Annotated in this window: 19 protein-coding genes; 8 read left to right on the top strand and 11 right to left on the bottom strand. The window is 64.3% G+C overall.

All coding sequences use genetic code 11. From position 1 onward, the window contains the following. Positions 1 to 3 precede the first annotated feature (3 nt). The 4 genes from FLQ03_RS09070 to FLQ03_RS09085 are packed head-to-tail and all read left to right on the top strand — an operon-like array spanning position 4 to position 2,820. Positions 4 to 522, top strand: a complete 519-nt coding sequence (locus FLQ03_RS09070; RefSeq protein ID WP_144371114.1) for a GNAT family N-acetyltransferase — start codon at positions 4 to 6, stop codon at positions 520 to 522. Between the two features lie 11 nt (positions 523 to 533). After that, positions 534 to 1,412: an ATP-binding protein gene (locus FLQ03_RS09075; RefSeq protein WP_144371115.1), complete on the top strand. Its 879-nt coding sequence runs from the start codon at positions 534 to 536 to the stop codon at positions 1,410 to 1,412. 38 nt (positions 1,413 to 1,450) lie between these two features. Then, entirely contained in the window at positions 1,451 to 2,392 is a 942-nt protein-coding gene (locus FLQ03_RS09080; protein WP_144371116.1) for a Nudix family hydrolase, read from the top strand. Beyond that, on the top strand, positions 2,389 to 2,820 hold the full coding sequence (locus FLQ03_RS09085; RefSeq protein ID WP_144371117.1) for a hypothetical protein: 432 nt from the start codon (positions 2,389 to 2,391) through the stop codon (positions 2,818 to 2,820). Before FLQ03_RS09080 ends, FLQ03_RS09085 begins: the two co-directional genes overlap by 4 nt. 472 nt (positions 2,821 to 3,292) lie before the next feature. Here FLQ03_RS09085 and FLQ03_RS09090 read toward each other — a convergent pair whose 3' ends face one another. Continuing rightward, on the bottom strand, positions 3,293 to 3,844 hold the full coding sequence (locus FLQ03_RS09090; RefSeq protein WP_144371118.1) for a hydrolase: 552 nt from the start codon (positions 3,842 to 3,844) through the stop codon (positions 3,293 to 3,295). 203 nt (positions 3,845 to 4,047) lie between these two features. Between FLQ03_RS09090 and FLQ03_RS09095 the strand changes: the two genes are divergently transcribed. Both FLQ03_RS09095 and FLQ03_RS19105 read left to right on the top strand, forming a co-directional pair. Further along, positions 4,048 to 6,879, top strand: a complete 2,832-nt coding sequence (locus FLQ03_RS09095; RefSeq protein WP_144371119.1) for an FAD-binding and (Fe-S)-binding domain-containing protein — start codon at positions 4,048 to 4,050, stop codon at positions 6,877 to 6,879. A gap of 139 nt (positions 6,880 to 7,018) precedes the next feature. Next, on the top strand, positions 7,019 to 8,074 hold the full coding sequence (locus FLQ03_RS19105) for a GNAT family N-acetyltransferase (protein WP_170252361.1): 1,056 nt from the start codon (positions 7,019 to 7,021) through the stop codon (positions 8,072 to 8,074). A gap of 99 nt (positions 8,075 to 8,173) precedes the next feature. Here FLQ03_RS19105 and FLQ03_RS09105 read toward each other — a convergent pair whose 3' ends face one another. From FLQ03_RS09105 to FLQ03_RS09150, 10 genes are all read right to left on the bottom strand, one after another. Beyond that, on the bottom strand, positions 8,174 to 8,356 hold the full coding sequence (locus FLQ03_RS09105) for a hypothetical protein (protein ID WP_144371120.1): 183 nt from the start codon (positions 8,354 to 8,356) through the stop codon (positions 8,174 to 8,176). A gap of 233 nt (positions 8,357 to 8,589) precedes the next feature. Next, positions 8,590 to 9,039, bottom strand: coding sequence for a 50S ribosomal protein L9 (gene rplI / locus FLQ03_RS09110; RefSeq protein ID WP_144371121.1), 450 nt, complete (start codon positions 9,037 to 9,039; stop codon positions 8,590 to 8,592). Between the two features lie 23 nt (positions 9,040 to 9,062). Next, positions 9,063 to 9,290 carry a 30S ribosomal protein S18 gene (gene rpsR, locus FLQ03_RS09115; RefSeq protein ID WP_017509979.1) on the bottom strand — a complete coding sequence of 76 codons (228 nt, stop codon included), beginning with the start codon at positions 9,288 to 9,290 and terminating at the stop codon, positions 9,063 to 9,065. Positions 9,291 to 9,294: 4 nt separating this feature from the next. Then, on the bottom strand, positions 9,295 to 9,594 hold the full coding sequence (gene priB / locus FLQ03_RS09120) for a primosomal replication protein N (protein ID WP_144371122.1): 300 nt from the start codon (positions 9,592 to 9,594) through the stop codon (positions 9,295 to 9,297). Positions 9,595 to 9,612: 18 nt separating this feature from the next. Then, positions 9,613 to 9,990 carry a 30S ribosomal protein S6 gene (gene rpsF / locus FLQ03_RS09125; protein ID WP_144371123.1) on the bottom strand — a complete coding sequence of 126 codons (378 nt, stop codon included), beginning with the start codon at positions 9,988 to 9,990 and terminating at the stop codon, positions 9,613 to 9,615. A 148-nt stretch (positions 9,991 to 10,138) separates the two neighbouring features. Beyond that, positions 10,139 to 10,345 (bottom strand): heavy-metal-associated domain-containing protein, encoded by a 207-nt coding sequence (locus FLQ03_RS09130; RefSeq protein WP_144371124.1) that lies wholly within the window; start codon positions 10,343 to 10,345, stop codon positions 10,139 to 10,141. Between the two features lie 14 nt (positions 10,346 to 10,359). Beyond that, positions 10,360 to 10,665, bottom strand: coding sequence for a metal-sensitive transcriptional regulator (locus FLQ03_RS09135; protein ID WP_144371125.1), 306 nt, complete (start codon positions 10,663 to 10,665; stop codon positions 10,360 to 10,362). Positions 10,666 to 10,668: 3 nt separating this feature from the next. Continuing rightward, positions 10,669 to 12,174 carry a multicopper oxidase family protein gene (locus tag FLQ03_RS09140; RefSeq protein ID WP_144371126.1) on the bottom strand — a complete coding sequence of 502 codons (1,506 nt, stop codon included), beginning with the start codon at positions 12,172 to 12,174 and terminating at the stop codon, positions 10,669 to 10,671. Positions 12,175 to 12,334: 160 nt separating this feature from the next. Continuing rightward, positions 12,335 to 13,081, bottom strand: coding sequence for a 23S rRNA (guanosine(2251)-2'-O)-methyltransferase RlmB (rlmB, locus tag FLQ03_RS09145; protein ID WP_144371127.1), 747 nt, complete (start codon positions 13,079 to 13,081; stop codon positions 12,335 to 12,337). 86 nt (positions 13,082 to 13,167) lie between these two features. Next, entirely contained in the window at positions 13,168 to 16,440 is a 3,273-nt protein-coding gene (locus FLQ03_RS09150) for an EAL domain-containing protein (protein ID WP_144371128.1), read from the bottom strand. A gap of 159 nt (positions 16,441 to 16,599) precedes the next feature. Between FLQ03_RS09150 and mfd the strand changes: the two genes are divergently transcribed. Both mfd and FLQ03_RS09160 read left to right on the top strand, forming a co-directional pair. Further along, positions 16,600 to 19,995 (top strand): transcription-repair coupling factor, encoded by a 3,396-nt coding sequence (mfd, locus tag FLQ03_RS09155; RefSeq protein ID WP_144371129.1) that lies wholly within the window; start codon positions 16,600 to 16,602, stop codon positions 19,993 to 19,995. Positions 19,996 to 20,272: 277 nt separating this feature from the next. Beyond that, positions 20,273 to 21,880, top strand: coding sequence for a methyl-accepting chemotaxis protein (locus FLQ03_RS09160; protein WP_144371130.1), 1,608 nt, complete (start codon positions 20,273 to 20,275; stop codon positions 21,878 to 21,880). Positions 21,881 to 21,931 lie beyond the last annotated feature (51 nt).

Here is a 21,931-nt window from a genome sequence, read left to right on the forward strand (position 1 = left end):
GCCATGCTGCACATCACCACCGCCACCACGGCCGACCTTCCCGCGCTGTGCCGGCTGGTCAACCTGGCCTACCGCCCCGGTGCAAACCAGGCCGGCTGGACGCACGAGTCGGCGCTGATTGTTGGCGCACGCACCGACGAAGCCCAACTGGCCGCCGTACTGGCCGCGCCCGGGCAAGTGCTGCTGGGCTGGCAGGCGGGGCAGCTGGTGGCCTGCGTGCACATCGAGCCGGCCGACGCTTACGGCTATATCGGCATGCTGGCGGTCGACCCGGCCTGCCAGGCCGGCGGCATCGGCAAGGCCATGCTGGCGCACGCCGAAGCAGTGCTGGCTACACACTACAAACTGCCGCGTGCGCGCATGAGCGTGCTGGCTGGCCGCCCCGAGCTGCGCGCCTACTACCTGCGCCGGGGCTACCTGCCCACCGGTGAGCGCCAGCCCTACCCGCTGCACGCGGGCGTCGGCCAACCGCTGGATGGCACGCTGGACCTGGAAATACTGGAAAAACCGCTCGCCGTCTGATCGGAGCTGCAATGGACAAACTGGAAGCCTTTCTCGCCCGCGCCGAAACCCTGATGGCGCGCCTGGAGCCACTATTGCCGCCGGCCATTCCCGAGCCGGACTGGACCGCACCGGCCTTTCGCTGGTGCCGTGCCGGCCTCAGCGGCTGGCTGGAAGCCATCCACGCGCCGCATACCGTGCGCCTGGCCGACCTGAACGACATCGAGCGCCAGAAGGCGCTGATCGTGCGCAACACCGAGCAGTTCCTGGCCGGCCGCCCGGCCAATAACGTGCTGCTGACCGGCGCACGCGGCACCGGCAAGTCGTCGCTGATCAAGGCGCTGCTGGCCGAGTACGCCGCACGCGGCCTGCGCGTGATCGAAGTGGACAAAAGCCACCTGCCCGACCTGGGCCAGATCGTGGCGCTGGTGGCCGCACGGCCGGAGCATTTCATCCTGTTCTGCGACGACCTGTCGTTTGAAGAAGGCGAAGACAGCTACAAGGCGCTGAAGTCGGCGCTGGACGGCGGCCTGGCGCAGCGTGCGGCCAACCTGCTGGTGTACGCCACCTCCAACCGCCGTCACCTGATGCCGGAACGCATTAGCGAAAACCGCGAAGGCTGGGTCAAGGACGGCGAAATCCACCCTGGCGAGACCACCGAAGAGAAAGTATCGCTCTCCGACCGCTTCGGCCTGTGGCTGTCGTTCTACCCGTTCGACCAGAACGCCTACCTGGCCGCCGTGCGCGGCTGGCTGGCCCACTTTACCCTGCCCTGCGACGCCGAAGCCGAACGCGCCGCGCTGCAATGGAGCCAGCTGCGCGGCAGCCGCTCCGGCCGCGTGGCCTGGCAATTTGCCTGCGACTGGGCCGGCCGCGAGCCCGCCGAGCGCGTGGCCGAAGTCGGCCGCTAATCCTGATACCGGCCGCGCTGCGGCCTACCGAGTCCACCATGCCTGAACACAAGCACACCATTCCCGTGGTCGCTGGCGCGCTGATGCGCGCTGACGGCCAGTTCATGCTGGGCAGCCGTCCAGCCGGCAAGCCCTACCCCGGCTACTGGGAATTCCCCGGCGGCAAAGTAGAAGCCGGCGAAGCCCCGCTGGCCGCGCTGGTGCGCGAATTCCACGAAGAAATGGGCATCACCGTTACCCACGCTACACCGTGGCTGCGCCGCGTGCACCACTACGAACACGCGTCGGTCGAGCTGCTGTTCTATCGCATCTGGGCGTGGCAGGGCGAGCCGCAGCCGCACGAAGGCCAGGCCTTTGCCTGGCAGCAGCCCGGCCACTTGTCGGTCAAACCGATGCTGCCGGCCAACGACCCCATCCTGCGCTCGCTGCAACTGCCGGACGTGCTGGACATCACCTGCGTCAGCGAAACCGGCCGCGACGTGCTGCTCGACAAACTGGCGCAGCGCCAGGACGCATCGTGGGTGATCGTGCGCGAGCCGCAAAAAAGCCGCGAGCAACTGGCGTCACTGGTGGGCGAGATCAGCGAGATCATTCACCCGCGTGGCGGCAAGCTGATCGTTAACGCCGACCCGGCGTGGCTGAAAGGCTGGCCGGTAGACGGCGTACAGCTCAACAGCCAGCGCCTGGCCGCCTGCGAAGCGCGCCCGCACTTTGCCTGGGTCGGTGCATCGTGCCACAGCCGCGCCGAGCTGGAACGCGCCGCCGCGCTGGGGCTGGATTACGCGCTACTGGGCCACGTGCAGGCCACCGCCAGCCACCCGGGCCAGGCAGCGCTGGGCTGGGACGGGCTAGCCGCCTGCCTGGCGCCGGCGGCACCGCTGCCGGTATTCGCGCTGGGCGGGCTGCGTGCGGCCAACCTTGACGAGGCCAGACAAGCTGGCGCCCACGGCGTAGCACAGATGCGGGGAGCGTGGCAATGAAGAAGCTTAGCCGCCAGCAATGGCTGTTCGTCGCCATCGCACTGATCAGCTTTGCGCTGCTAAAAGCCGGGTTGATCTACTGGTACCTGCAGCAGAAAGACAAACCAGCACAGCTCGTTAACGTCAGCTGCAGCAATCTGCAGCAAGGCTGCGCGCTACCGGACGGCAGCACACTGCGCTTTGACCGTGTGCCACGGCATAGCGAAGCGTTTCTGATTACGCTGGAGCAAGCCGGCAGCAGCGCGCCCAGCGCCGAGTTTTCGATGGAAAAAATGGACATGGGCTTCAACCGCTACCGCTTTGTCGCCGCAGGCCAGCAGTGGCAGGCCAAGGTGACGCTGCCGGTCTGCATCAGCGGCAGCGGCGACTGGCTGATGGACCTGCAACAAGGCGAGCACCGCTACCGCGTCCGTTTCAAGAGCCTGTAAGCCGCCCCGTGCCGAACCAGAGTGCCAGTCCGCCCGCGCTGACTGGCATTTTCTTTGCCAGCCACCCAGCAGCACACCGCCGGCCAGCGGCGCCGCCGCGCCAGCACGGTTTTTCATGCCTTTTCATCGATAACAACAAATCTGGCACAGGGTTTGCTTTATATACCGTGCTCTTTGGAGCGACAGGTGTTGTTTCCCGGTTTTTGGGCCGGTTTCTGCGGAAGCCGGCGTGGAGAGGGAAATAATTTTGCACGGTTTTGGTGCAAAAGCTTCCCGAATTGGTGCCATGCGCCAATTCGGGGCTTCATTTTCGGATTGATGCGCCACGCCAAGGCGGCGGGGCGCCAGGGTTTGATAGAGGGAGAACCAGAACGGCTCAGCCGTCATCTCAACAGGCCGGAGGTTGGCCGCAGCAATGCGGCCAACCTTTTGCTTTTCTGGCCGCCCCGCTTTGCAGCAGCCAGGCACCATTTCAGGGCTGCTCGCCCACCAGATAGCGTTTGCTCATGCGGCGGAACAAATCATTGCCCGATACCCGCAAGCACTCAAACAGCACCATCTCCCGCGTCACCAGCACCGCACCGGCGTCGCGCATGCGCTGCAGGCCGTAGTCCCGATTGGCCTCGCCACGGCTGGAGACGGCATCCGCCACCACAAACACCTGCTTGCCTTCGGCCAGCAGTTCCATCACCGTCTGCAACACGCAAACGTGGGTTTCCATGCCGCACACCACCACCTGGCGCCGCATCATCAGGCTGTCGGGCAGGCACTGGCCGGCCACGCAGGAAAAGTGCAGTTTTTCCACAATCGCCGCCTGCGGTGCAGCCTCCAGCAAGCTGGGTACCGTGCCGCCCAGGCCCTGCGGGTATTGCTCGGAAAACACCACCGGCAAGCCGACGTCGCCTGCCATGCGCACCAACCATTCACTACGCGCCAGCATGCCGTCGGCGTCCAGCACCGCTGGTAGCAGTTTTTCCTGAATATCCACCACCAGCAGCGTGGCATCGTCCTTGTTGATCAGCATCACTCTTCCTCCAGGCAAGAACTGCAGCTTAACGGCAGCCCCAAAGCAAGGGCAAACCCCTGATGGGCCAACAGAAAAAGTGTGGCAACATCTGCCATCAATACAACATCAGACCCTAGTGGCAGCAAAGACCGGCATGGCGACAGGCGCATAGACGCGGCACGCCAGCGCGACGACGCTGCCCCTGCCCGCTGGAGAGTGACATGCTGCAAGGTGCCTACCGCGAATTCCATCAACGTATCCTGGAAACCCTGCCGGCACGGCGCGTGTTTACCGACCCGCTGTCCACGCTGGCCTATGGCACCGACGCCTCCTGTTACCGGCTGACGCCGAAGATCGTCATCAAGACCGAAAGCGAAGCCGAGGTGCGCACCATCCTCGCCGAGGCGGCCAGCCTGCAACTACCGGTCACCTTCCGCGCCGCCGGCACGTCGCTGTCGGGCCAGGCGGTGAGTGATTCCATCCTGGTAGTGGCCAGCCACGGCTGGAAGAAGCTGCAGGTGCTGGACGATGGCCTGGCCATCCGCCTGCAGCCGGGCGTGATCGGCGCCGAGGCCAACGCCGCGCTGCTGCCGTTCGGGCGCAAGATCGGCCCCGACCCGGCCACCATCAACTCGGCCATGATCGGCGGCATCGTCAACAACAACTCCAGCGGCATGTGCTGCGGCACCGCCGAAAACACCTACCAGACGCTGAAATCGCTGCGCATGGTGCTGGCCGACGGCACGGTGCTGGACACCGGCGACGCAGCCAGCGTGGCCGCCTTCCGCGCCAGCCACGCCAGCCTGCTGGCCCAACTGGACGCGCTGCGCCAGCGCATTCTGGCCGATGACACCTTGGCCGCGCGTATCCGCCGCAAGTACAAGATGAAGAACACCACCGGCTACAGCCTGAACGCGCTGCTGGATTTTGCCGACCCGGTGGACATGCTGGCGCACCTGATCGTGGGCAGCGAAGGCACACTGGCCTTTGTGTCCGAGGTGACTTACCACACCGTGGTGGAGCACCCGCACAAGGCCTCGGCACTGGTGTTCTACCCCGACATCAAGGCCGCCTGCGACGCCATCCAGATCCTGGCGCAGCACAAGGACGTGGTGTCATCCGCCGAGCTGCTGGACCGCGCCAGCCTGAAGTCGGTAGAAAACAAGGCCGGCGTGCCGGACTTCATCAAGACGCTGGGGCCGGACGCCGCCGCCATCCTGATCGAAACCCGCGCCGCCAGCCCGGACGCCATGGCGGCCAACGTGGCGGCCATCAGCGGCTACATTGCGCACATCAGCACCGAAACCGGCATCCGCTTTACCAGCGACGTGGCCGAATACACGCAGTACTGGAACATCCGCAAAGGCATGTTCCCCAGCGTGGGGGCGATGCGCGCCGCCGAAACCACGGTCATCATCGAAGACGTGGCCTTTCCCATCGAGCACCTGGCCGAAGGCACGCTGAAGCTGCAGGCGCTGTTCCGCCAGTTCCATTACCACGAGGCCATCATTTTCGGCCACGCGCTGGAAGGCAACCTGCACTTCGTGTTTACCCCTAACTTCAGCGGCCCGGCCGAGATCGCCCGCTACGAAGCGTTTATCGAAGCCGTGTGCCAGCTGGTAGCGGTGGAATACGAAGGCGCGCTGAAGGCCGAGCACGGTACCGGCCGCAATATGGCGCCGTTCGTGGAGATGGAATGGGGCCCGGCCGCCTACCGCCTGATGCAGGAAATCAAGGCGCTGTTCGACCCGCAAGGCATCCTGAACCCGGACGTGATCATCACCCACGATAAGCTGCTGCACGTGCGCGACCTGAAGCCGATTCCGGCGGTGGGCCCGCTGATCGACAAGTGCATCGAGTGCGGCTTCTGCGAGGTGATGTGCCCCAGCCGCGCCATTACCCTTACCCCGCGCCAACGCATTGTGGCCAACCGCGAAATGGCGCTGCTGGAAAAAACCGGCGCTAGCGAACGCCTGGCCGAGATCCGCGCTGCCTACCAGTACGCCGGCGACGAAACCTGTACCACCTGCGGCCTGTGCGAAACCGCCTGTCCGGTGGGCATCAACACCGGCAGCCTCACCAGCCTGATCCGCCAAGCCAGCCTCAGCGACGTAGGCTGGGCAGTGGCCGACACGCTGGCCGACAACTTTGCCAGCGCGACAACCGGCGCCAAGCTGGGGCTGAAGGCACTGGACGTGGTACACGCGGTGGCCGGCGACGGCGCTACCGGCGGCGTGATGCGCGTGCTGCGCAAGGTAGGTGGCCGCCACATCCCGCGCTGGAACCGCTACTTCCCGCGCGCAGCCGGCAAAATGAAAACGCTGGGCGTCAACGCGCACAGCCCGCGCCAGGTGGTGTACCTGCCCTCCTGCCTCACCCGCACCTTCGTGCCGTCGCGCCACATGCCGGACCAGCGCCCGCTGAACGAAGTAGTAGCGTCGGTACTGGCCAAGGCCGGCTACGGCATTGTGTACCCCGAAGGGTTGGCCAATCTGTGCTGTGGCACGCCGTTCAAGTCCAAGGGTGCGCAGGACGCAGCCGACAAGAAAGTGAGCGAGCTGGAAGCCGCACTGCTGGCCGCCAGCGACAACGGCCGTCTGCCGGTGATCATCGACAACGGCGTGTGCACCGCCGCGCTGCTGGACGGCATCCGCGACCCGCGCCTGCAGGTAATGGACGTCACCCGCTTTGTGCACGAGGTGGCCGCCGAACACCTGAGCTTTACCCCGCAAGACGAGCAGGTGGCGCTACACGTGGTGTGCAGCATGCGCAAAAAAGGCCAGGCTGGCCTGCTGAACGCGCTGGCGCGCCGTTGCGCCACGCAGGTGCTGGAACCGCAGGGCATTACCTGCTGCGGCTTTGCCGGCGACAAGGGCTTCAGCCACCCGGAGCTGAACGAAAGCGCGCTCAGCGGCCTGCGCCAGCAGGTACGCGACTGCGGCAGCGGCTTCTCCACCAGCGCCACCTGCGAGATCGGCCTGTCGGAACACGGTGGCATTCCTTACCAGCACCTGATGGTGCTAGTGGACCGCGCCACCCAGCCGCGCCGCTAAGCCCTGCTGCTTGCGGCCAACCCTGCTGCCCGTGCCGCCTTGCCCGCACGGGCAGTTGCCATTTGGCATGCGGCAATGGCAAGGTAGGGCTTCGGGCACGGCCAACCGCTGCCGCAGCCCATCAACTCCGGGAGCCCTCATGGCTTACACCATCCGTCGCCTGCAGCCCACCGATGCGGCTGCGCTGTTCCGCCTGCGCCAATCCCCCGGCGTGGTGCGCAATACGCTGCAACAGCCGTTCCAGTCGCTGGCCGCCACCCAGGCTTTTCTCGACAACTATCCGGAAACCAGCCACGCGCTGGTGGCCTGTACCGACGATGGCGAGCTGGTCGGCTGCGGCGGGCTGCATGCCGGCCATCACAGCCCGCGCCGCCGCCATAGTGCGCTGTTCTTTCTGTTTGTCCGCGACGACTGGCAAGGCAAGGGCGTGGGTAGCGCACTATTGCGGGCGGTGCTGGACTACGCCGACAACTGGCTGGACCTGAAGCGCATCGAGCTGGACGCCGTACACGACAACCACGGCGCCATCGCGCTGTACGAGCGCTTCGGCTTCCGCCACGAAGGCGTTAGCCGCGGCTTCAACCTGCGCGAAGGGGTGTATGAAGATGCCGTGCTGATGGCGCGGCTGCGCTTTCGCGAAGGGGAACTGGGCACAGCGCGCGCTGAGTTGCAGGACATGGCGGGCGAACGCGTACCTGCCGGCAGCGCTTTCAGCCTGCGCCACGCCGAGCCGGGCGACGCCGCCGGCATGGCCGCGGTGATGGCCTACGACAGCACCTACGGCAACACGCTGCAGCTGCCCTACCCCAGCGCCGCCATCTGGCAGCAGCGGCTGAAACAGTCCGGCCGCACCGTACTGGTGGCCTGCGACGCCGACGGTACCATCATCGGCCACTGCGGCGCCTGGGCACCCAGCGACAACCCGCGGGTGGCACACATCATCGGCGTGGGCATTACCGTCACGCCAGCGTGGCAAGGCCGTGGCGTCGGCAGCGCGCTGTTATCGGCCATGGTGCAGCAGGTACGCGACTACCAGCCCTACCGCCGCATGGAACTGACCGTGTTTGCCGGCAACGCGCCGGCGATCGCGCTGTACCGCAAGCTGGGCTTCCAGCAAGAAGCGGTACTGACCGGCTACGCCTACCAGGCCGGGCAATACCGCGACTGCCTGCAAATGAGTTTGTGGCTGAAATAAACAGGGTTGGCCGCACGCGGCCAACTTGCCCAAGGCAGGCGCACCGCCAGAAACGACAAAGCCCCGCAATGCGGGGCTGTTTTTTTGACCCTTCGGCGCTTAGCGCTTGCCGAAATGGTAAGGCGACAGTTTGTAGTATGGGTTCAGCGGGTGCCAGCCGGACAGGGCCTTGGGCTGGCTGGCCAGGCGGGCTCGCACTGCACCGGCCAGGAAGGCCAGCACGCCGCCTACCAGCGGCATCAGCAGGAAGTAGACCGCACACAGCACAATCAGGGTTTCCATGATGGTTCTCCAATAATGTATACACATTATCGGCCATGACAGCAGGAAAGTCGTTCAGAAACAGGACACTAGCTTTGTGCGGTGCGACATTGTTCCAGCCAGGCACCAACGCCCGTCATGCCAGTCGCGATACGCACCCGCACCAGCGCTGCGCCATGCCAGTGCCTTCGCCCCCGCACCGCCAAACAAAAAGCCGCCCTAAGGCGGCTTTTCGCGGATGTTGTCAGCGCGGATTAGGCAGCAGCAACAACAACGATCTTCACAGCAGCAACCACGTCGTGGTGCAGAGCGATTTCCAGATCGTATTCGCCGATGGCCTTCAGCGGGCCGTTCGGCAGACGAACTTCGAAACGCTTAACTGCAACGCCAGCAGCGGTGATGGCTTCGGCGATGTCAACGTTGGTTACGGAACCGAACAGACGGCCGTCAACGCCGGCTTTCTGAGCGATGGTGAAGGAAGCGTCTACCAGCTTCTCGGCGCGAGCCTTGGCATCAGCCAGGATTTCAGCCTGTTTGGCTTCCAGCTCGGCACGGCGAGCTTCGAACTCTTTCAGGTTGGCTTCGGTAGCGCGTTTGGCTTTGCCTTGCGGGATCAGGAAGTTACGGGCGTAGCCGTTCTTCACGTTTACCACATCACCCAGGACGCCCAGGTTGGCAACTTGTTCGAGCAGAATGATTTGCATCTTGTCGTATCCTTATCCCGGAATTAGTGCTGGTCGGTGTACGGCAGGAAGGCCAGGAAGCGCGCGCGCTTGATGGCTTCGGACAGCTGACGCTGGTAGCCTGCTTTGGTGCCGGTGATACGGGCCGGGATGATTTTGCCGTTTTCGGCAATGAAGTCCTTCAGCAGATCAACGGATTTGTAATCGATTTCCTTGATGCCTTCCGCGGTGAAGCGGCAGAACTTCTTGCGCTTGAAGAGTTGACGAGCCATTTGATTAACCTTTAACAAATTCAACAGATTCGATGTGTAGAACCAACCGCGGATTCCGCATGCTGCGCTGATTCAGGAAGCCGGTGCAGTGCACGCTGTTTCCTGCCATCTTCCCTGCCAGCCGTTTGGCCAGCTCCCCCAGTACAACGGCCTGGATTTCACAGGTAACGTCGCGCTCCAGGGTGGCAATGGTTTGCCGGGAGTGATGCCTGAGCCACATCTCCAGTACCGGCATGCCGGCGGGCGTGTGTCGCAGGGGCGCTTCAGTGGTGACCGTAGCGGTCAGTTCGAGCCGGTTCTGCAAGGGTGCAGCGTTGCCCAATTAGGCAGCGACTTCAGCCTCAGCAGCAGCTTGCTGGCCTTCCAGCAGGCTCTTGGCCTTCTCGTCCTTCATCATCGGGGATGCTTCGGTGATAGCACGAGTCATCTTGATGGTCAGGTGACGCAGTACAGCGTCGTTGAATTTGAAGGCGTGCTCGATTTCGGCCAGAGTTTCCGGAGTGCACTCTACGTTCATCAGAACGTAGTGAGCTTTGTGAACTTTCTGGATCGGGTAAGCCAGTTGACGGCGGCCCCAGTCTTCCAGACGGTGGATTTTACCGTCAGCGTTCAGGACCATGCCCTTGTAACGCTCAACCATCGCACCAACCTGTTCGCTCTGATCCGGATGGACGATGAACACGATTTCGTAATGCCGCATGTGAACTCCTTGTGGCTATAAAGCCCTTCGTCATGCGCGATAGCGAAGGGCAAGGGTTAAAAGCTGCAGATTGTACGGAGTTTGGCCAGCCATCGCAAGCCAAACGCGTGCATTTTCAGGCATTTGGCCGGCCATGCGGCCAACAGTGTCAGCCGATTACATCAAAACCGGCGTTTTCTACCGCCTGCTGCCAGGCGGCAGGCTGGGCGTCACCGTCAAAACGGATGGTTACCGCCTTGCTGGCCAGGTCTACCTGCACCTCGGCCACGCCGGCCACGGCTTGCAGTGCGCGGGTCACACCCGCGGCACAACCGCCGCAGGTCATGCCGTCTACCTTGATGATTTGCTGGTTCATGTCTGTTCTCCTGTTCAACGCATTTTCTTCAGCAGGGCCATCACTTCGGCGATGGCCTCGTCGCTATTCCCCTCGGTGACTGCTCGGCTTACGCAGCCCTTGAGGTGGTTTTCCAGCAGCTGCTGCGCCACGGCGTCCAGCGCCGAGCGGGCGGCGGCAATCTGGGTCAGCACGTCCACGCAGTAGCGGTCGCCTTCTATCATGCCGGCGATGCCGCGCACCTGGCCTTCCAGCCGCGCCAGGCGCTTGAGCAACGCGGTCTTGTCCGGCTGTACCACGCTTTTGGGCGTGTGGCAGCAATCGTGTTGCGGTTCGGTCATGGTTTACCCCGGCAAAAAGTCGATCTGCGCCATCATGCCCTGGTCTTCGTGCTCCAGGATGTGGCAATGGAACATGCGCAGCCCCGGCAGCGTCTGCACGAAGCGCAGGCGCACCATGCCGCCGGCCGGCACGTTGACGGTGTCGCGCCAGGCCAAGAATGGCTCGTCTTCCCAGATGCCGTCCACCGTGCGTGCCAGCACCTGGAACTGCGTACCGTGCAGGTGGAACGGGTGGTCCATGTGCGCGTCGGCGATCACTTCCCACTCTTCGATGCGGCCAACCTGGCCGGTACCGTCAATGCGGTTCATGTCGTAGCTTTTGCCGTTGATCAGGAACGGCGCTTTCGGGTCGGCCATGTTTTCCGACAGCACGATCTTGCGCCGGAAGCCCGGCGCGCCCAGCGGCGCAATCGGCCGCAGCGTGGCGGGCAGCGCCAGGGTTGGCCGCATGCCATAGGCGACGATACCGGCCAGGGTTTCGTCTTTTTCCTGCTCCGGGTGCATGCGCTTGCCGCGTTCGTACGGCTGGCTGATCAGGCCGGCTGGCTGGCCCGGCTTGAAGCGCCCGGTTACCACCAGCTCGCAGCGCTCGCCTGGCGACAGCAGCACGCTGTCTACCGGCTGCGGCGCGCCGATCAGGCCGCCGTCGGTGCCCACCAGCTGCACCTCGTGCGCCGGCAACGCCAGCTTGATGATGCGGCTGCTGGTGGCGTTCCAGATGCGCCAGCGCTGGCGCTCGCCTTCGGCCAGCGTGATCACCGGCTGCCAGGCGCCGTTGATCAGCACGAACTGGCCTTCGCGGCCATCGTGCAGGTCGGCCATGTCGTTGGCCGGGATCTGGCGCTGCGCGTCCAGCTTGAGGTCAGACAGCAGCAGGTGACGCTCCGGCAGGTGGCGCAGCGGGTCCTGCTTGCTACGGATGATCAGCGGGCCGGCCAGGCCGCGGAACGCCTGCTCGGCGGTATGGCCGTGCGGGTGCGGGTGGTACCAGTAAGTACCGGCGCAACCGGCGGGCAAGGTGTAACGGTAGCGGCGGCGCTGGCCGGGAGCGACCGGGTCTTGCGGGTTGCCGTCTTCCGCTGGCGGCACCGGCATGCCGTGCCAGTGGATGGTGGACGGCTGCGTCAACGCGTTCTCGAACCCGATGTCCACTTCGTCGCCTTCCCACAGCTCGATCAACGGGCCGGGCACGCTATCGTTATACGCCCAGAACGTGGTTTTGGCGCCGTCACCCCACAGCGCCACCTGTACCGGCGCTGCACGCAAGCTGCCGACAAAGCGGCCGGCGTCGCTGCTTTCGTTCACCAGCGGCTGCAAGGCCGGCAGGCGTTCGGCGCTAGGCAGTTTCAGGCTGGCATCGGCGGCGGCCGGCATGGCGCCGTCGCTGCCGTGGGCCATGTCGTGCCCCATAGCGGCGTGATCCATGCTGCTTTGTGCCAGCGCCGGTCGCAGCGCGGGCAAGGTGGCGGCCAACAGGCCGGCGGTTTTCAGGAAATGACGACGCTGCATGACAACTCCTTGTATCAGTTACTGATGACTATATACCCCACAAGGGTATACAGACAAGGTCGGAAACACCCGGTTCCAACGCCATGGCAATAAAAGTCGGCCGCATGTAAAAAGGCCTGCCCGCAACAGCGGACAGGCCCCAAACCGGCAAGCAGGCCGATCAGCCTTGCTTCAATACGCGCTGACGGCGGCTTTCGCTCAGCACCATGCCGGACGATACCGATACGTTCAGGCTCTCTACCGTACCGAACATCGGGATGGATACCAGCACGTCGCAATGCTCGCGCGTCAGGCGGCGCATGCCCTCGCCTTCGGCCCCCATCACCCAGGCCAGCGGGCCGCTGGCGTCGAAGTGGTACAGGTCGGTATCGGCTTCCATCGTGGTGCCGGCAATCCAGACGCCGGCGTCTTTCAGGTCGCGCAGGGTGCGCGCCAGGTTGGTCACCGTGATGTACGGCACCACTTCGGCAGCGCCGCAGGCCACTTTTGACACGGTGGCGTTCAGCGTGGCGGAACGGTCTTTCGGTGCGATGACGGCGTGCGCGCCCATAGCGTCGGCCACGCGCAGGCAGGCACCCAGGTTGTGCGGGTCGGTCACGCCGTCCAGGATCAGCAGCAGCGGCGGCTCGGCCAGGTTTTCCAGCACATCGTCGAGGGTAACGAAGTTCTGGTTGGCGTCGATCATCGCCACCACGCCCTGGTGGCGGGCGTTGCCGGTAAGGCTGTCCAGACGCGCCTTGTCCACGATATGGGCTTTCACGCTTTCGCTGGCGGCCTTGTCCAGCACTGCCTGGGCGCGGGCGTCCTGACGGCCGCCGGCCAGGAAGATTTCCAGCACGGATTTCGGGTTTTGCCACAGGCGGGCATTGACGGCATGAAAACCGTGAATGAGTTTCTTGTTGCTCATGAGGCATCACCTAATCGATAGAACCGCGCATTGTAGCGCTAAACGGCCGCCCTTGCCCGCCGCTGCCGGCCAGGCGGCCTGGCTGCTTACAGTTCATCGTCGCCCTCGGCCAGCAGCGGCACCGGCTGCTGGCGTGCGGCCAACCATTGCGCCAGCTGGTCGGCCGGCAACGGCTTGCTGAAGAAATACCCCTGCAGGATGGCGCAGCCGGCGTGGCGCAGGAAGGCGCCCTGTGCCGCCGTTTCCACCCCTTCGGCGATCACGGTGAAGTGCAGCTTGCGTGCCATGGCGATGATGGCTTCGGTAATGGCGGCGCTGTCTTCGTCGGCGGGCAGGCCCTCGATGAAGGAGCGGTCCACCTTCAGGTAATCCAGCGGGAAGCGTTTGAGCGTGGACAACGACGAGTAACCGGTGCCGAAGTCGTCGATGGACAGTTTCACCCCCAGCGCCTTCAGCTCGCCCAGTAGCAAAACGGCTTCCTGCGGGTTCTGCATCAGCATGGACTCGGTGATTTCCAGTTCCAGCCGTGCCGGCTGCAGCCCGGTAGCCGCCAGCACATCGTTGACCTCGGTCAGCAGCGTTTGCTGCTCGAACTGCCGTGCCGACAGGTTCACCGCCAGCCGCGGTACCACCAAGCCCGCGACGTCCCAAGCCACCATCTGATGGCAGGCTTCACGCAGCACCCAGGCACCGATCGGCTTGATGAGGCCGGTTTCCTCGGCCAGCGGAATAAAGCGCACCGGCGCGATCAGCCCCAGTTGCGGGTGACGCCAGCGGATCAGCGCCTCTACCCCCTCCAGCGTCACGCCGTCGCACGACACCTGTGGCTGGTAGTGCAGCTCGAACTCGCCGCGCTCCAGCGCCTGGCGCAGGCCGCTTTCCATCAGCAGGCGCTCGAAAGTCTGGATGTTCATCTCGGCGTCGAAGAACTGGTACGTGTTCTTGCCCGCCTCCTTGGCGCGGTACATCGCCGCATCGGCATTTTTCAGCAGGGTATTGGCGTCGATGCCGTCGTTGGGGTACACGCTGATGCCGATACTGCCGCTGACAAATACCTCGTGCTGCTCCACGCGCATCGGGCGCGCCAGCGCCGCCAGCACCTCCTCGGCCATGCGGCCCAGGGTTTCGTGGCTGTCAAAGTCGCGCACCAGCAGGGTGAACTCGTCGCCCCCCAGCCGCGCCACCAGGCCAAAACGCTGCGCCGACTGCGTCAGCCGCGCCGCGATTTCGTGCAGTACCTCGTCGCCAGCCTGGTGACCGAACGAGTCGTTGATCAGCTTGAAGCGGTCCAGGTCGATGAACATCAACGCCAGCTGCGGCACCTCGTGGCTGGATTCGATAATGGTGTTGTCGATGGCTTCGATCAGCGCGCTGCGGTTGGGCAGCCGCGTCAGCGGGTCGTGGCTGGCCAGGAACTGCAGCCGGTCTTCGGCCTGCTTGCGGCCGGTGATGTCGGAAAACACGCCCACATAATGCGTCAGCGCACCGTTGGGGCTGCGTACCGCGCTGATGGACAGCTCGGCCACGTAAGGGTCGCCGTTCTTGTGGCGGTCGAACATCTCGCCTTTCCAGTGGCCATCGCGCGCCAGCGCCTCGATCAGCGCGCGGTTGCGTTCGCGGTTGGCGGTGCGCAGCATGCGCGATACGCGACCGATGGCTTCGTCGGCGCCAAAACCGGTGATGCGGGTAAAGGCCTGGTTCACCATCACGATGCGCCCTTCGGCGTCGGTAACCAGAATGCCCTCGGTGGCGTTGTCGAACACCGTAGCCGCCAGGCGCAGCTCGGCGTTGGCCGCCACGCGGTCGGAGATATCCATCACCACGCCGATCAGCGCCTTGCGGCCCTGGTAGTCGAACAAGCGGCTGTGGATTTCCACGTCCACGATTTCACCGTCCTTGCGTAGCAGCCGCGTGGTGTAATGCATGTTCTGGATAGTGTCGGCAATGCGGCGACGAATCTGGGCCCGGATGCGTGCCGCCTCGCCCGGCGGCAGTACCGACACGATGCTGCGGCCAACCAGCTCGTCTGTGGTGTACTGCACCAGATCGGCCAGTTTGGGGTTGACGTACACCAGCTCTTCTTCCTGCGTGATGTAAATGCCTACCAGCGACTGCTCCACCACGGCGCGGTACTTTTCTACCGCCTCCTGGCGTTGGCGCTCTTCCGCGGCCCGTTCGGTAATGTCTACCGAAATGCTGCCCACGCCGGACGGCAAACCCTCGCTGTCAAACAGCGGGAACACGCTGGACAGCATGCGCAGGCTGGCGCCGTCCACGGTGATGTTTTCTTCAAACTGGCGCGATTCCAGGCTGCGCAGCACCTGCTGGTCGTGTTCGGTAATGGCACGGGCTTCTTCGGCAGCAAACACGTCGCGGGCGCTGCGGCCCTTGAAGTAGAGCGGCGAGTGGCCGAACAGGCGGGCAAAGTTGAGGTTGACCACCAGATAGCGGCCATCCAGGTCTTTCAGCGTCATCAGGCTGGTGCTCTGGTTCAGCAGCGACTCGAAACGCGCCTGCACATCCTGCAGTAAACGTTCGCGCCGGCGGTAGCCATCGCCGAACACCGCCACCAGGCTGGCCAGCAGGGTAAACAGCACCAGCGCCAGCGTGGCCGGCAACCCTTGTAGCGCCGGCCAGGGTTTGCCCAGCCACACGCCGGGCACGGACAGCAGCAGCAGCAACACTACGCCAACTCCCGCGACCCCGCTCATGCCGCCACGCAAGGCCGCGATGAACAGCAAGGGCAGTAACACGATCAGGCAGGATGTCTGGCAGGCCTGGCGGCCCAGCAGCCACAACACCGCCACCGCCAGCGCACTGGCCAGCATCAACCACAGGGTATCGCGACGCATCAGCGGGCTGGGGAACGCCACATAGGCCAGCGGCAGGATCGCTGCCAGTGTCAGCCAGGCCAGCAGGAAGGCTTGCAACAACTGCGGCCACTGCCCGGGTGGCAAGGCTGCGGCCAGTGGTGCCACCAGCATCAAGGCCGGTAGCGTGCTACGCCACTGCAAAGACAGCAGCGCACGAACGGAATCGAGACGGAAGTCGGCAGGCGGCAGGATTCGGGACAGGCCAAGCAGCATGGCCACAAACGACAGCGACCACAGCAGTGCTTCGGGATAGGGCATCAGCCACGCCGACACCAGCACCACAGGCAGCGACCACCACCACACCATGCCCAGCCGGCCGGCGGCAAAACGCCACGCCATCATGCCGTGCGCAACGAACGCTGCCAGCGGCATGCCATCCAGCCACTGCACTGGCCAGAATGCGATACCCGCCACAAAAAAACAGAGCGCGACCAGCGCGCCAAGCGTGTTTTTATCCACCTCTCCCCTACCTGTTGTCTGTGTCATGCCGACCCGGCCTTCCCGTGGGGAGGGCTGTGTTCTTTCTTAGTCATGGAGAACTCACGGGTGGGACGCCGGATATCGTTATCAGGATTTCGCTGTCTGACGCAGCTGTTGTTCCGGTGTGGCTCTATAATACCCGCCTCCCCGAGAATGTGTAGCGATATGACCATCACACCGCGAGCATGGCCGGCACCCGGCCAGAAGACCCCCCTGCCCCGCCCGGCAGGCAGTGCCGACAGCGCCATGATTGCCGCCCTGCCGGAGAGCGGCCAACCTGTGCTGATCCTGACCGCCAGCGCACAGGACGCGCAACGGCTAAAGGCCGAGCTGCCGTTCTTCCGTCCGGACTGGCGCATCGCGCTGCTGCCGGACTGGGAAACACTGCCCTACGACCATTTCTCGCCACACGGCGACCTGGTGTCGGAACGGCTGGCCACGCTGTGGCAAATCCGCAATGGCGAGTGCGACGTGGTGATCGCCCCCGTCACCACCGCGCTGACGCGGCTGTCTCCGGTAAGCTTTCTGCTGGGCCGTACCTTCTGGCTGAAACAGAAGCAACGGCTGGACGTGGACCGCCTGCGCGCGGACATGGTCACGGCCGGCTACCAGCACGTGTCGCAAGTGGTGGCACCAGGCGAATTCTCGCTGCGCGGCGGCCTGGTAGACCTGTTTCCGATGGGCAGCGCGCTGCCGTACCGCATCGACCTGTTCGATGACGAAATCGACAGCCTGAAAACCTTCGACCCCGACACCCAGCGCACGCTGTACCCGGTCCCGGAGATTCGCCTGCTGCCGGCACGCGAATACCCCACCGACGAAGACGGCGTCACCGCTTTCCGCCAGCACTATCGCGAAAAGATGGAAGGCGACCCGTCCAAGAGCCGCATCTACAAGGACGTATCCAATAATCTGTGGCCGGCCGGTATCGAGTACTACCTGCCGTTATTCTTCGACAGCACCGCCACGCTGTTCGACTACCTGGGCGACAACGCCCGCCTGATCGTGCACGGTGGCGTGATGGCGGCGGCGGAAGAATTCTGGCGCGACGCACACAGCCGCTACCAGATGGCCGGCGGCAACCCCGAACGGCCAGTACTGCCACCGGTAGAGCTGTTCCTGCGCCCGGACGAGCTGATGAGCGCGCTCAAGCCCTACTCGCGGCTGGAGCTGCACGGCGACGGCAACGCCGACTACCTGCCGCTGCCCGACCTGGCGGTAGACCGCCGCGCCGACAACCCGCTCACCAAACTGGACGACTTCACCCGCCGCTACGGCGGCCGGGTGCTGATTGCCGCCGAAAGCCTGGGCCGGCGCGAGACGCTGTTCCACTTCTTGCAGGAACACGGCATCAAGGCCAAGGCGGTAGACGACTGGCACAGCTTTGCCCACGGCAAGATGGCGCTGGGCCTGATCCACGCGCCGCTGTTCAACGGTTTCGAGCTGCACCCGCAGCAGATCGCCATCGTTACCGAAGCCGAGCTGTACCAGCACATCGCCCGCAGCCAAGGCAAACGGCGCAAGAGTGCGGCCAACAGCGACGCCATGCTGCGCGACCTGGCCGAGGTGAAAGTGGGCGACCCAGTGGTGCACGAAGCGCACGGCATTGGCCGCTACATGGGTTTGGTGTCGATCGACCTAGGCGAAGGCGAAACCGAAATGATGCAGCTGGAGTACGCCGAAGGCGCCACGCTGTACGTGCCGGTAGCGCAGCTGCAACTGATCAGCCGCTACGCCGGCCACGCCAGCGACAACGTACAGCTGCACCGGCTGGGCAGCCCGGCCTGGGACAAGGCCAAGAAAAAGGCCGCCGAAAAAGCCCGCGACACCGCCGCCGAGCTGCTGAACCTGTACGCGCAGCGCGCAGCGCGCGAAGGCCACAGCTTTACGCTGAACCACCACGATTACGACGCCTTTGCCGCCGGCTTCGGCTTCGAAGAAACCCCGGATCAGGCCAGCGCCATCGAGGCGGTCATCCACGACATGACCAGCGGCCGCCCGATGGACCGCCTGGTGTGCGGCGACGTCGGCTTTGGCAAAACCGAAGTCGCGCTGCGCGCCGCCTTTGTGGCGGTGATGGGCGGCAAACAAGTGGCGGTGCTGGTACCCACCACGCTACTGGCCGAGCAGCACTTCCAGAACTTCAGCGACCGCTTTGCCGACTGGCCGGTGCGCATTGCCGAGCTGTCGCGCTTCAAGAGCGCCAAGGAAGTGAAGCAGGCGATGGAAGGCTTGGCCGCCGGCAGCATCGACATCGTGATCGGCACCCACAAACTGGTGCAGCCGGATGTCAGCTTCAAGAACCTGGGGTTGGTGATCATCGACGAAGAACACCGCTTTGGCGTGCGCCAGAAAGAACAGCTGAAGCGGCTGCGCGCCAACGTGGACGTGCTGACGCTGACCGCCACGCCGATTCCGCGCACGCTGTCGATGGCGCTGGAAGGCCTGCGCGAGTTCTCCGCCATCACCACCGCGCCGTCGCGCCGGCTGGCGGTAAAAACCTTTGTCAGCCCGATCAGCAACGGTGTCATCCGCGAGGCGATGCTGCGCGAGTTCAAGCGCGGCGGCCAGGTGTTCTTCCTGCACAACGAGGTGGACACCATCGAGAACATGCGCGAAAAGCTGGCCGAGCTGGTGCCGGAGGCGCGCATCGGCGTGGCGCACGGCCAGTTGCGCGAGCGCGAGCTGGAACAGGTAATGCGCGACTTCCTGCAAGTGCGCTTCAACGTGCTGCTGTGCTCCACCATCATCGAAACCGGCATCGACATCCCCAACGCCAACACCATCCTGATCAACCGTGCCGACAAGTTCGGCCTGGCGCAGCTACACCAGCTGCGCGGCCGGGTTGGCCGCAGCCACCACCAGGCCTACGCCTACCTGCTGACCGGCGAAGGCATGACCCGCGACGCGCAGAAGCGGCTGGAGGCGATCCAGGCCTCCGAAGAACTGGGCGCCGGCTTCTACCTGGCCATGCACGACCTGGAAATCCGTGGCGCCGGCGAAGTGCTGGGCGAGGGGCAATCCGGCGAGATGCAGGAGGTCGGCTTCAGCCTGTTTACCGAAATGCTGAAGCAAGCGGTGCGCGACCTCAAAAAGGGCCGCGAACCGGACCTGGACGCGCCGCTGGGTGTTACCACCGAAATCAACCTGCACAGCCCGGCGCTGCTGCCGGACGAGTACTGCCCCGGTGTGCACGAGCGGCTGGTGATCTACAAGCGGCTGGCCACCTGCGATAGCGAAGACGAGATCGACACCATCCACGAAGAACTGATCGACCGCTTCGGCCTGCCGCCGCAAACCGTGAAGACGCTGATCGAAAGCCATCGGCTGAGGTTGGCCGCACGCGAGATGGGCATCCAGAAGCTGGACGCCAGCGAGGTGGCCATCCAGCTTACCTTCGTCCCCAACCCGCCGATCGACCCGATGAAGATCATCCAGCTGATCCAGAGCAAGCGGAACTACAAGCTGGCGGGCCAGGACAAACTGCGGGTGGAAAGCCCGATACCGGAAGTAGCCATGCGCATCGTGCGGGTGAAGGAATTACTGCGCGAACTGCAATAAGGCGGCCAACTACTTCGCCGACACGCCCCGGACACCCCGGGGCGTTTTGCTGTCTGGCACAGTTGCAATTGTGCAGCGCAACAGAACAGCATGTTCGCCAAATCAGCAATAACTGGTTCTCATTTGTACGACCAATTGTCATAGCATTGAAAGATCAATGCCATTTCTATAAATCGGCACAAAGAAAATAATACGCCCGCAGACGCCTAAAGGCGGGCAGCACTCGCACAACACAGCACCTGTAAGTACCTTTTCATCAATCGGTCCGAGGTGTTTCATGAAAATTGCCACCCGTCTGCAAATGCAGACCGCCGTTGCCGTCGCTGCTTTCAGCGTCATCCTGCTCATCGCCTTCGTCCAGCTCAACCGCATCCGGGATGCATCGGCCTACATCGCCGAAAAAACGGTGCCCAGCGTCGAACTGCTGGGCAACGCCAGCCTGAACTTCGTGCAGCAGCGGGCGGCGCTGTTCAGCATGATGGGGCAAACGCCAGACAAACAAGGCGCGGTCATGCTGTCGTTCCAGCGCTACCGCAAAGAGCTGTACGACAGCCTGCAACGCTACGAAACGCTGGTGCGCGATGATGAGGAGCGCAAGCTGCTGAACGACTTCCGCCAGGGTGCCGAGCGCAGCAACCAGCACTTCGACGAGATCATCCGCACCTTTCAGGGCGGCGACGCCGCCGCTGCCATGACCCGGCTGAACAATCTGCGCGACGAGTTCCTGCAAGTACGCGACCAGGCGCTGAAGCTGATCCAGCACAACCAGCAGGAAGGGCGCGACGCCCACCAGCAACTGAAGGACGCCGAACACAGCGCCCTGCTATGGCTGGCCGTCACCGCCGTACTGGCCTTGCTGACGCTGGGCCTGATTGCCTGGCGCACTTACCTGCAAGTGGTGGGCAGCATCAATACGGCGGCTGCCGACATTGCCGACATGACCGAGCACCTGGACCTGTCGCGCCGCTGCAGCATTCGCCGTGACGACGAAATCGGCGGCCTGTTGCAACACTTCAACCAGTTGACCACGCGCCTGCACGACAGCCTGCAACGGGTGGCCGACTCGTCGGCACAGGTCAGCAGCACGGCGGCCAGCCTGGCCGCCGCCGCCGGCCAGGTCTCTGCCGGGTCGTCGGCGCAAAGCCAGTCGGCGTCGTCGATGGCGGCCGCGCTGGAGCAGATTACCGTCAGCATCAACCACGTGGCCGACCGTACCCAGGAAGCCAACACGCTGGCGCAAGACACCGGCCACAAGGCGCGCCACGGCGAGCAGGTAATCGAAAACAGCAGCAGCACCATTCTCGGCATGGCCGACTCGGTGCGCGACGTGTCCAACCATATGGGCGCACTGAACCAGCAGACCAACGCCATCCATTCGGTGATCAACGTCATTCGCGACGTGGCCGACCAGACCAACCTGCTGGCGCTGAACGCCGCCATCGAAGCCGCCCGTGCCGGCGAGATGGGGCGTGGCTTTGCCGTGGTGGCCGACGAGGTGCGCAAGCTGGCCGAGCGCACCGCCAGCTCCACCACCGAAATCGCGCAGATGATCAACACCATGCAGGACAAGTCGGACGAAGCCGCCGCCGGGGTGAGCCGCGCCGTAGGCAGCATGGAAGACGGGGTGAAAGAGACCGAGCGCGCACGGCAAACCATGCAGCAGATCGCCGTGGCCGCCGACGACAGCAAACGCGTGGTGGGTGAAATCGCCAGCGCCATCCGCGAACAGGGCGCCGCGGCCAACAGCATTGCGCAGCAGGTGGAAACCGTGGCGCAGATGTCGGAAGAGAACGCCAGCGCCGCGCACAGCGTAACCGATCAGGCGCAACACCTGAACGCGCTGGCCGCCACGCTGGACCGCGAGGTACGCCTGTACAAGCTCTGACTCACGCCGGCCGCCAGCAACGCGGCCATGTTGCCCCCCTGCCCCATAATG

Origin of the sequence: Vogesella urethralis, assembly GCF_007644045.2 — a bacterium.
In the GTDB taxonomy this organism is placed as follows: domain Bacteria; phylum Pseudomonadota; class Gammaproteobacteria; order Burkholderiales; family Chromobacteriaceae; genus Vogesella; species Vogesella urethralis.

Excerpts from the sequence above, each read along its gene's own strand:
- FLQ03_RS09130 (WP_144371124.1), bottom strand. The coding sequence starts at position 10,345 with ATGAACCAGCAAATCATCAAGGTAGACGGCATGACCTGCGGCGGTTGT.
- FLQ03_RS09135 (WP_144371125.1), bottom strand. The coding sequence starts at position 10,665 with ATGACCGAACCGCAACACGATTGCTGCCACACGCCCAAAAGCGTGGTA.
- rplI (WP_144371121.1), bottom strand. The coding sequence starts at position 9,039 with ATGCAAATCATTCTGCTCGAACAAGTTGCCAACCTGGGCGTCCTGGGT.
- FLQ03_RS09140 (WP_144371126.1), bottom strand. The coding sequence starts at position 12,174 with ATGCAGCGTCGTCATTTCCTGAAAACCGCCGGCCTGTTGGCCGCCACC.
- FLQ03_RS19105 (WP_170252361.1), top strand. The coding sequence starts at position 7,019 with ATGGCTTACACCATCCGTCGCCTGCAGCCCACCGATGCGGCTGCGCTG.
- rlmB (WP_144371127.1), bottom strand. The coding sequence starts at position 13,081 with ATGAGCAACAAGAAACTCATTCACGGTTTTCATGCCGTCAATGCCCGC.
- FLQ03_RS09075 (WP_144371115.1), top strand. The coding sequence starts at position 534 with ATGGACAAACTGGAAGCCTTTCTCGCCCGCGCCGAAACCCTGATGGCG.
- FLQ03_RS09160 (WP_144371130.1), top strand. The coding sequence starts at position 20,273 with ATGAAAATTGCCACCCGTCTGCAAATGCAGACCGCCGTTGCCGTCGCT.
- FLQ03_RS09150 (WP_144371128.1), bottom strand. The coding sequence starts at position 16,440 with ATGACACAGACAACAGGTAGGGGAGAGGTGGATAAAAACACGCTTGGC.
- FLQ03_RS09085 (WP_144371117.1), top strand. The coding sequence starts at position 2,389 with ATGAAGAAGCTTAGCCGCCAGCAATGGCTGTTCGTCGCCATCGCACTG.
- rpsR (WP_017509979.1), bottom strand. The coding sequence starts at position 9,290 with ATGGCTCGTCAACTCTTCAAGCGCAAGAAGTTCTGCCGCTTCACCGCG.
- mfd (WP_144371129.1), top strand. The coding sequence starts at position 16,600 with ATGACCATCACACCGCGAGCATGGCCGGCACCCGGCCAGAAGACCCCC.
- FLQ03_RS09080 (WP_144371116.1), top strand. The coding sequence starts at position 1,451 with ATGCCTGAACACAAGCACACCATTCCCGTGGTCGCTGGCGCGCTGATG.
- FLQ03_RS09095 (WP_144371119.1), top strand. The coding sequence starts at position 4,048 with ATGCTGCAAGGTGCCTACCGCGAATTCCATCAACGTATCCTGGAAACC.
- rpsF (WP_144371123.1), bottom strand. The coding sequence starts at position 9,990 with ATGCGGCATTACGAAATCGTGTTCATCGTCCATCCGGATCAGAGCGAA.
- FLQ03_RS09070 (WP_144371114.1), top strand. The coding sequence starts at position 4 with ATGCTGCACATCACCACCGCCACCACGGCCGACCTTCCCGCGCTGTGC.
- FLQ03_RS09105 (WP_144371120.1), bottom strand. The coding sequence starts at position 8,356 with ATGGAAACCCTGATTGTGCTGTGTGCGGTCTACTTCCTGCTGATGCCG.
- FLQ03_RS09090 (WP_144371118.1), bottom strand. The coding sequence starts at position 3,844 with ATGCTGATCAACAAGGACGATGCCACGCTGCTGGTGGTGGATATTCAG.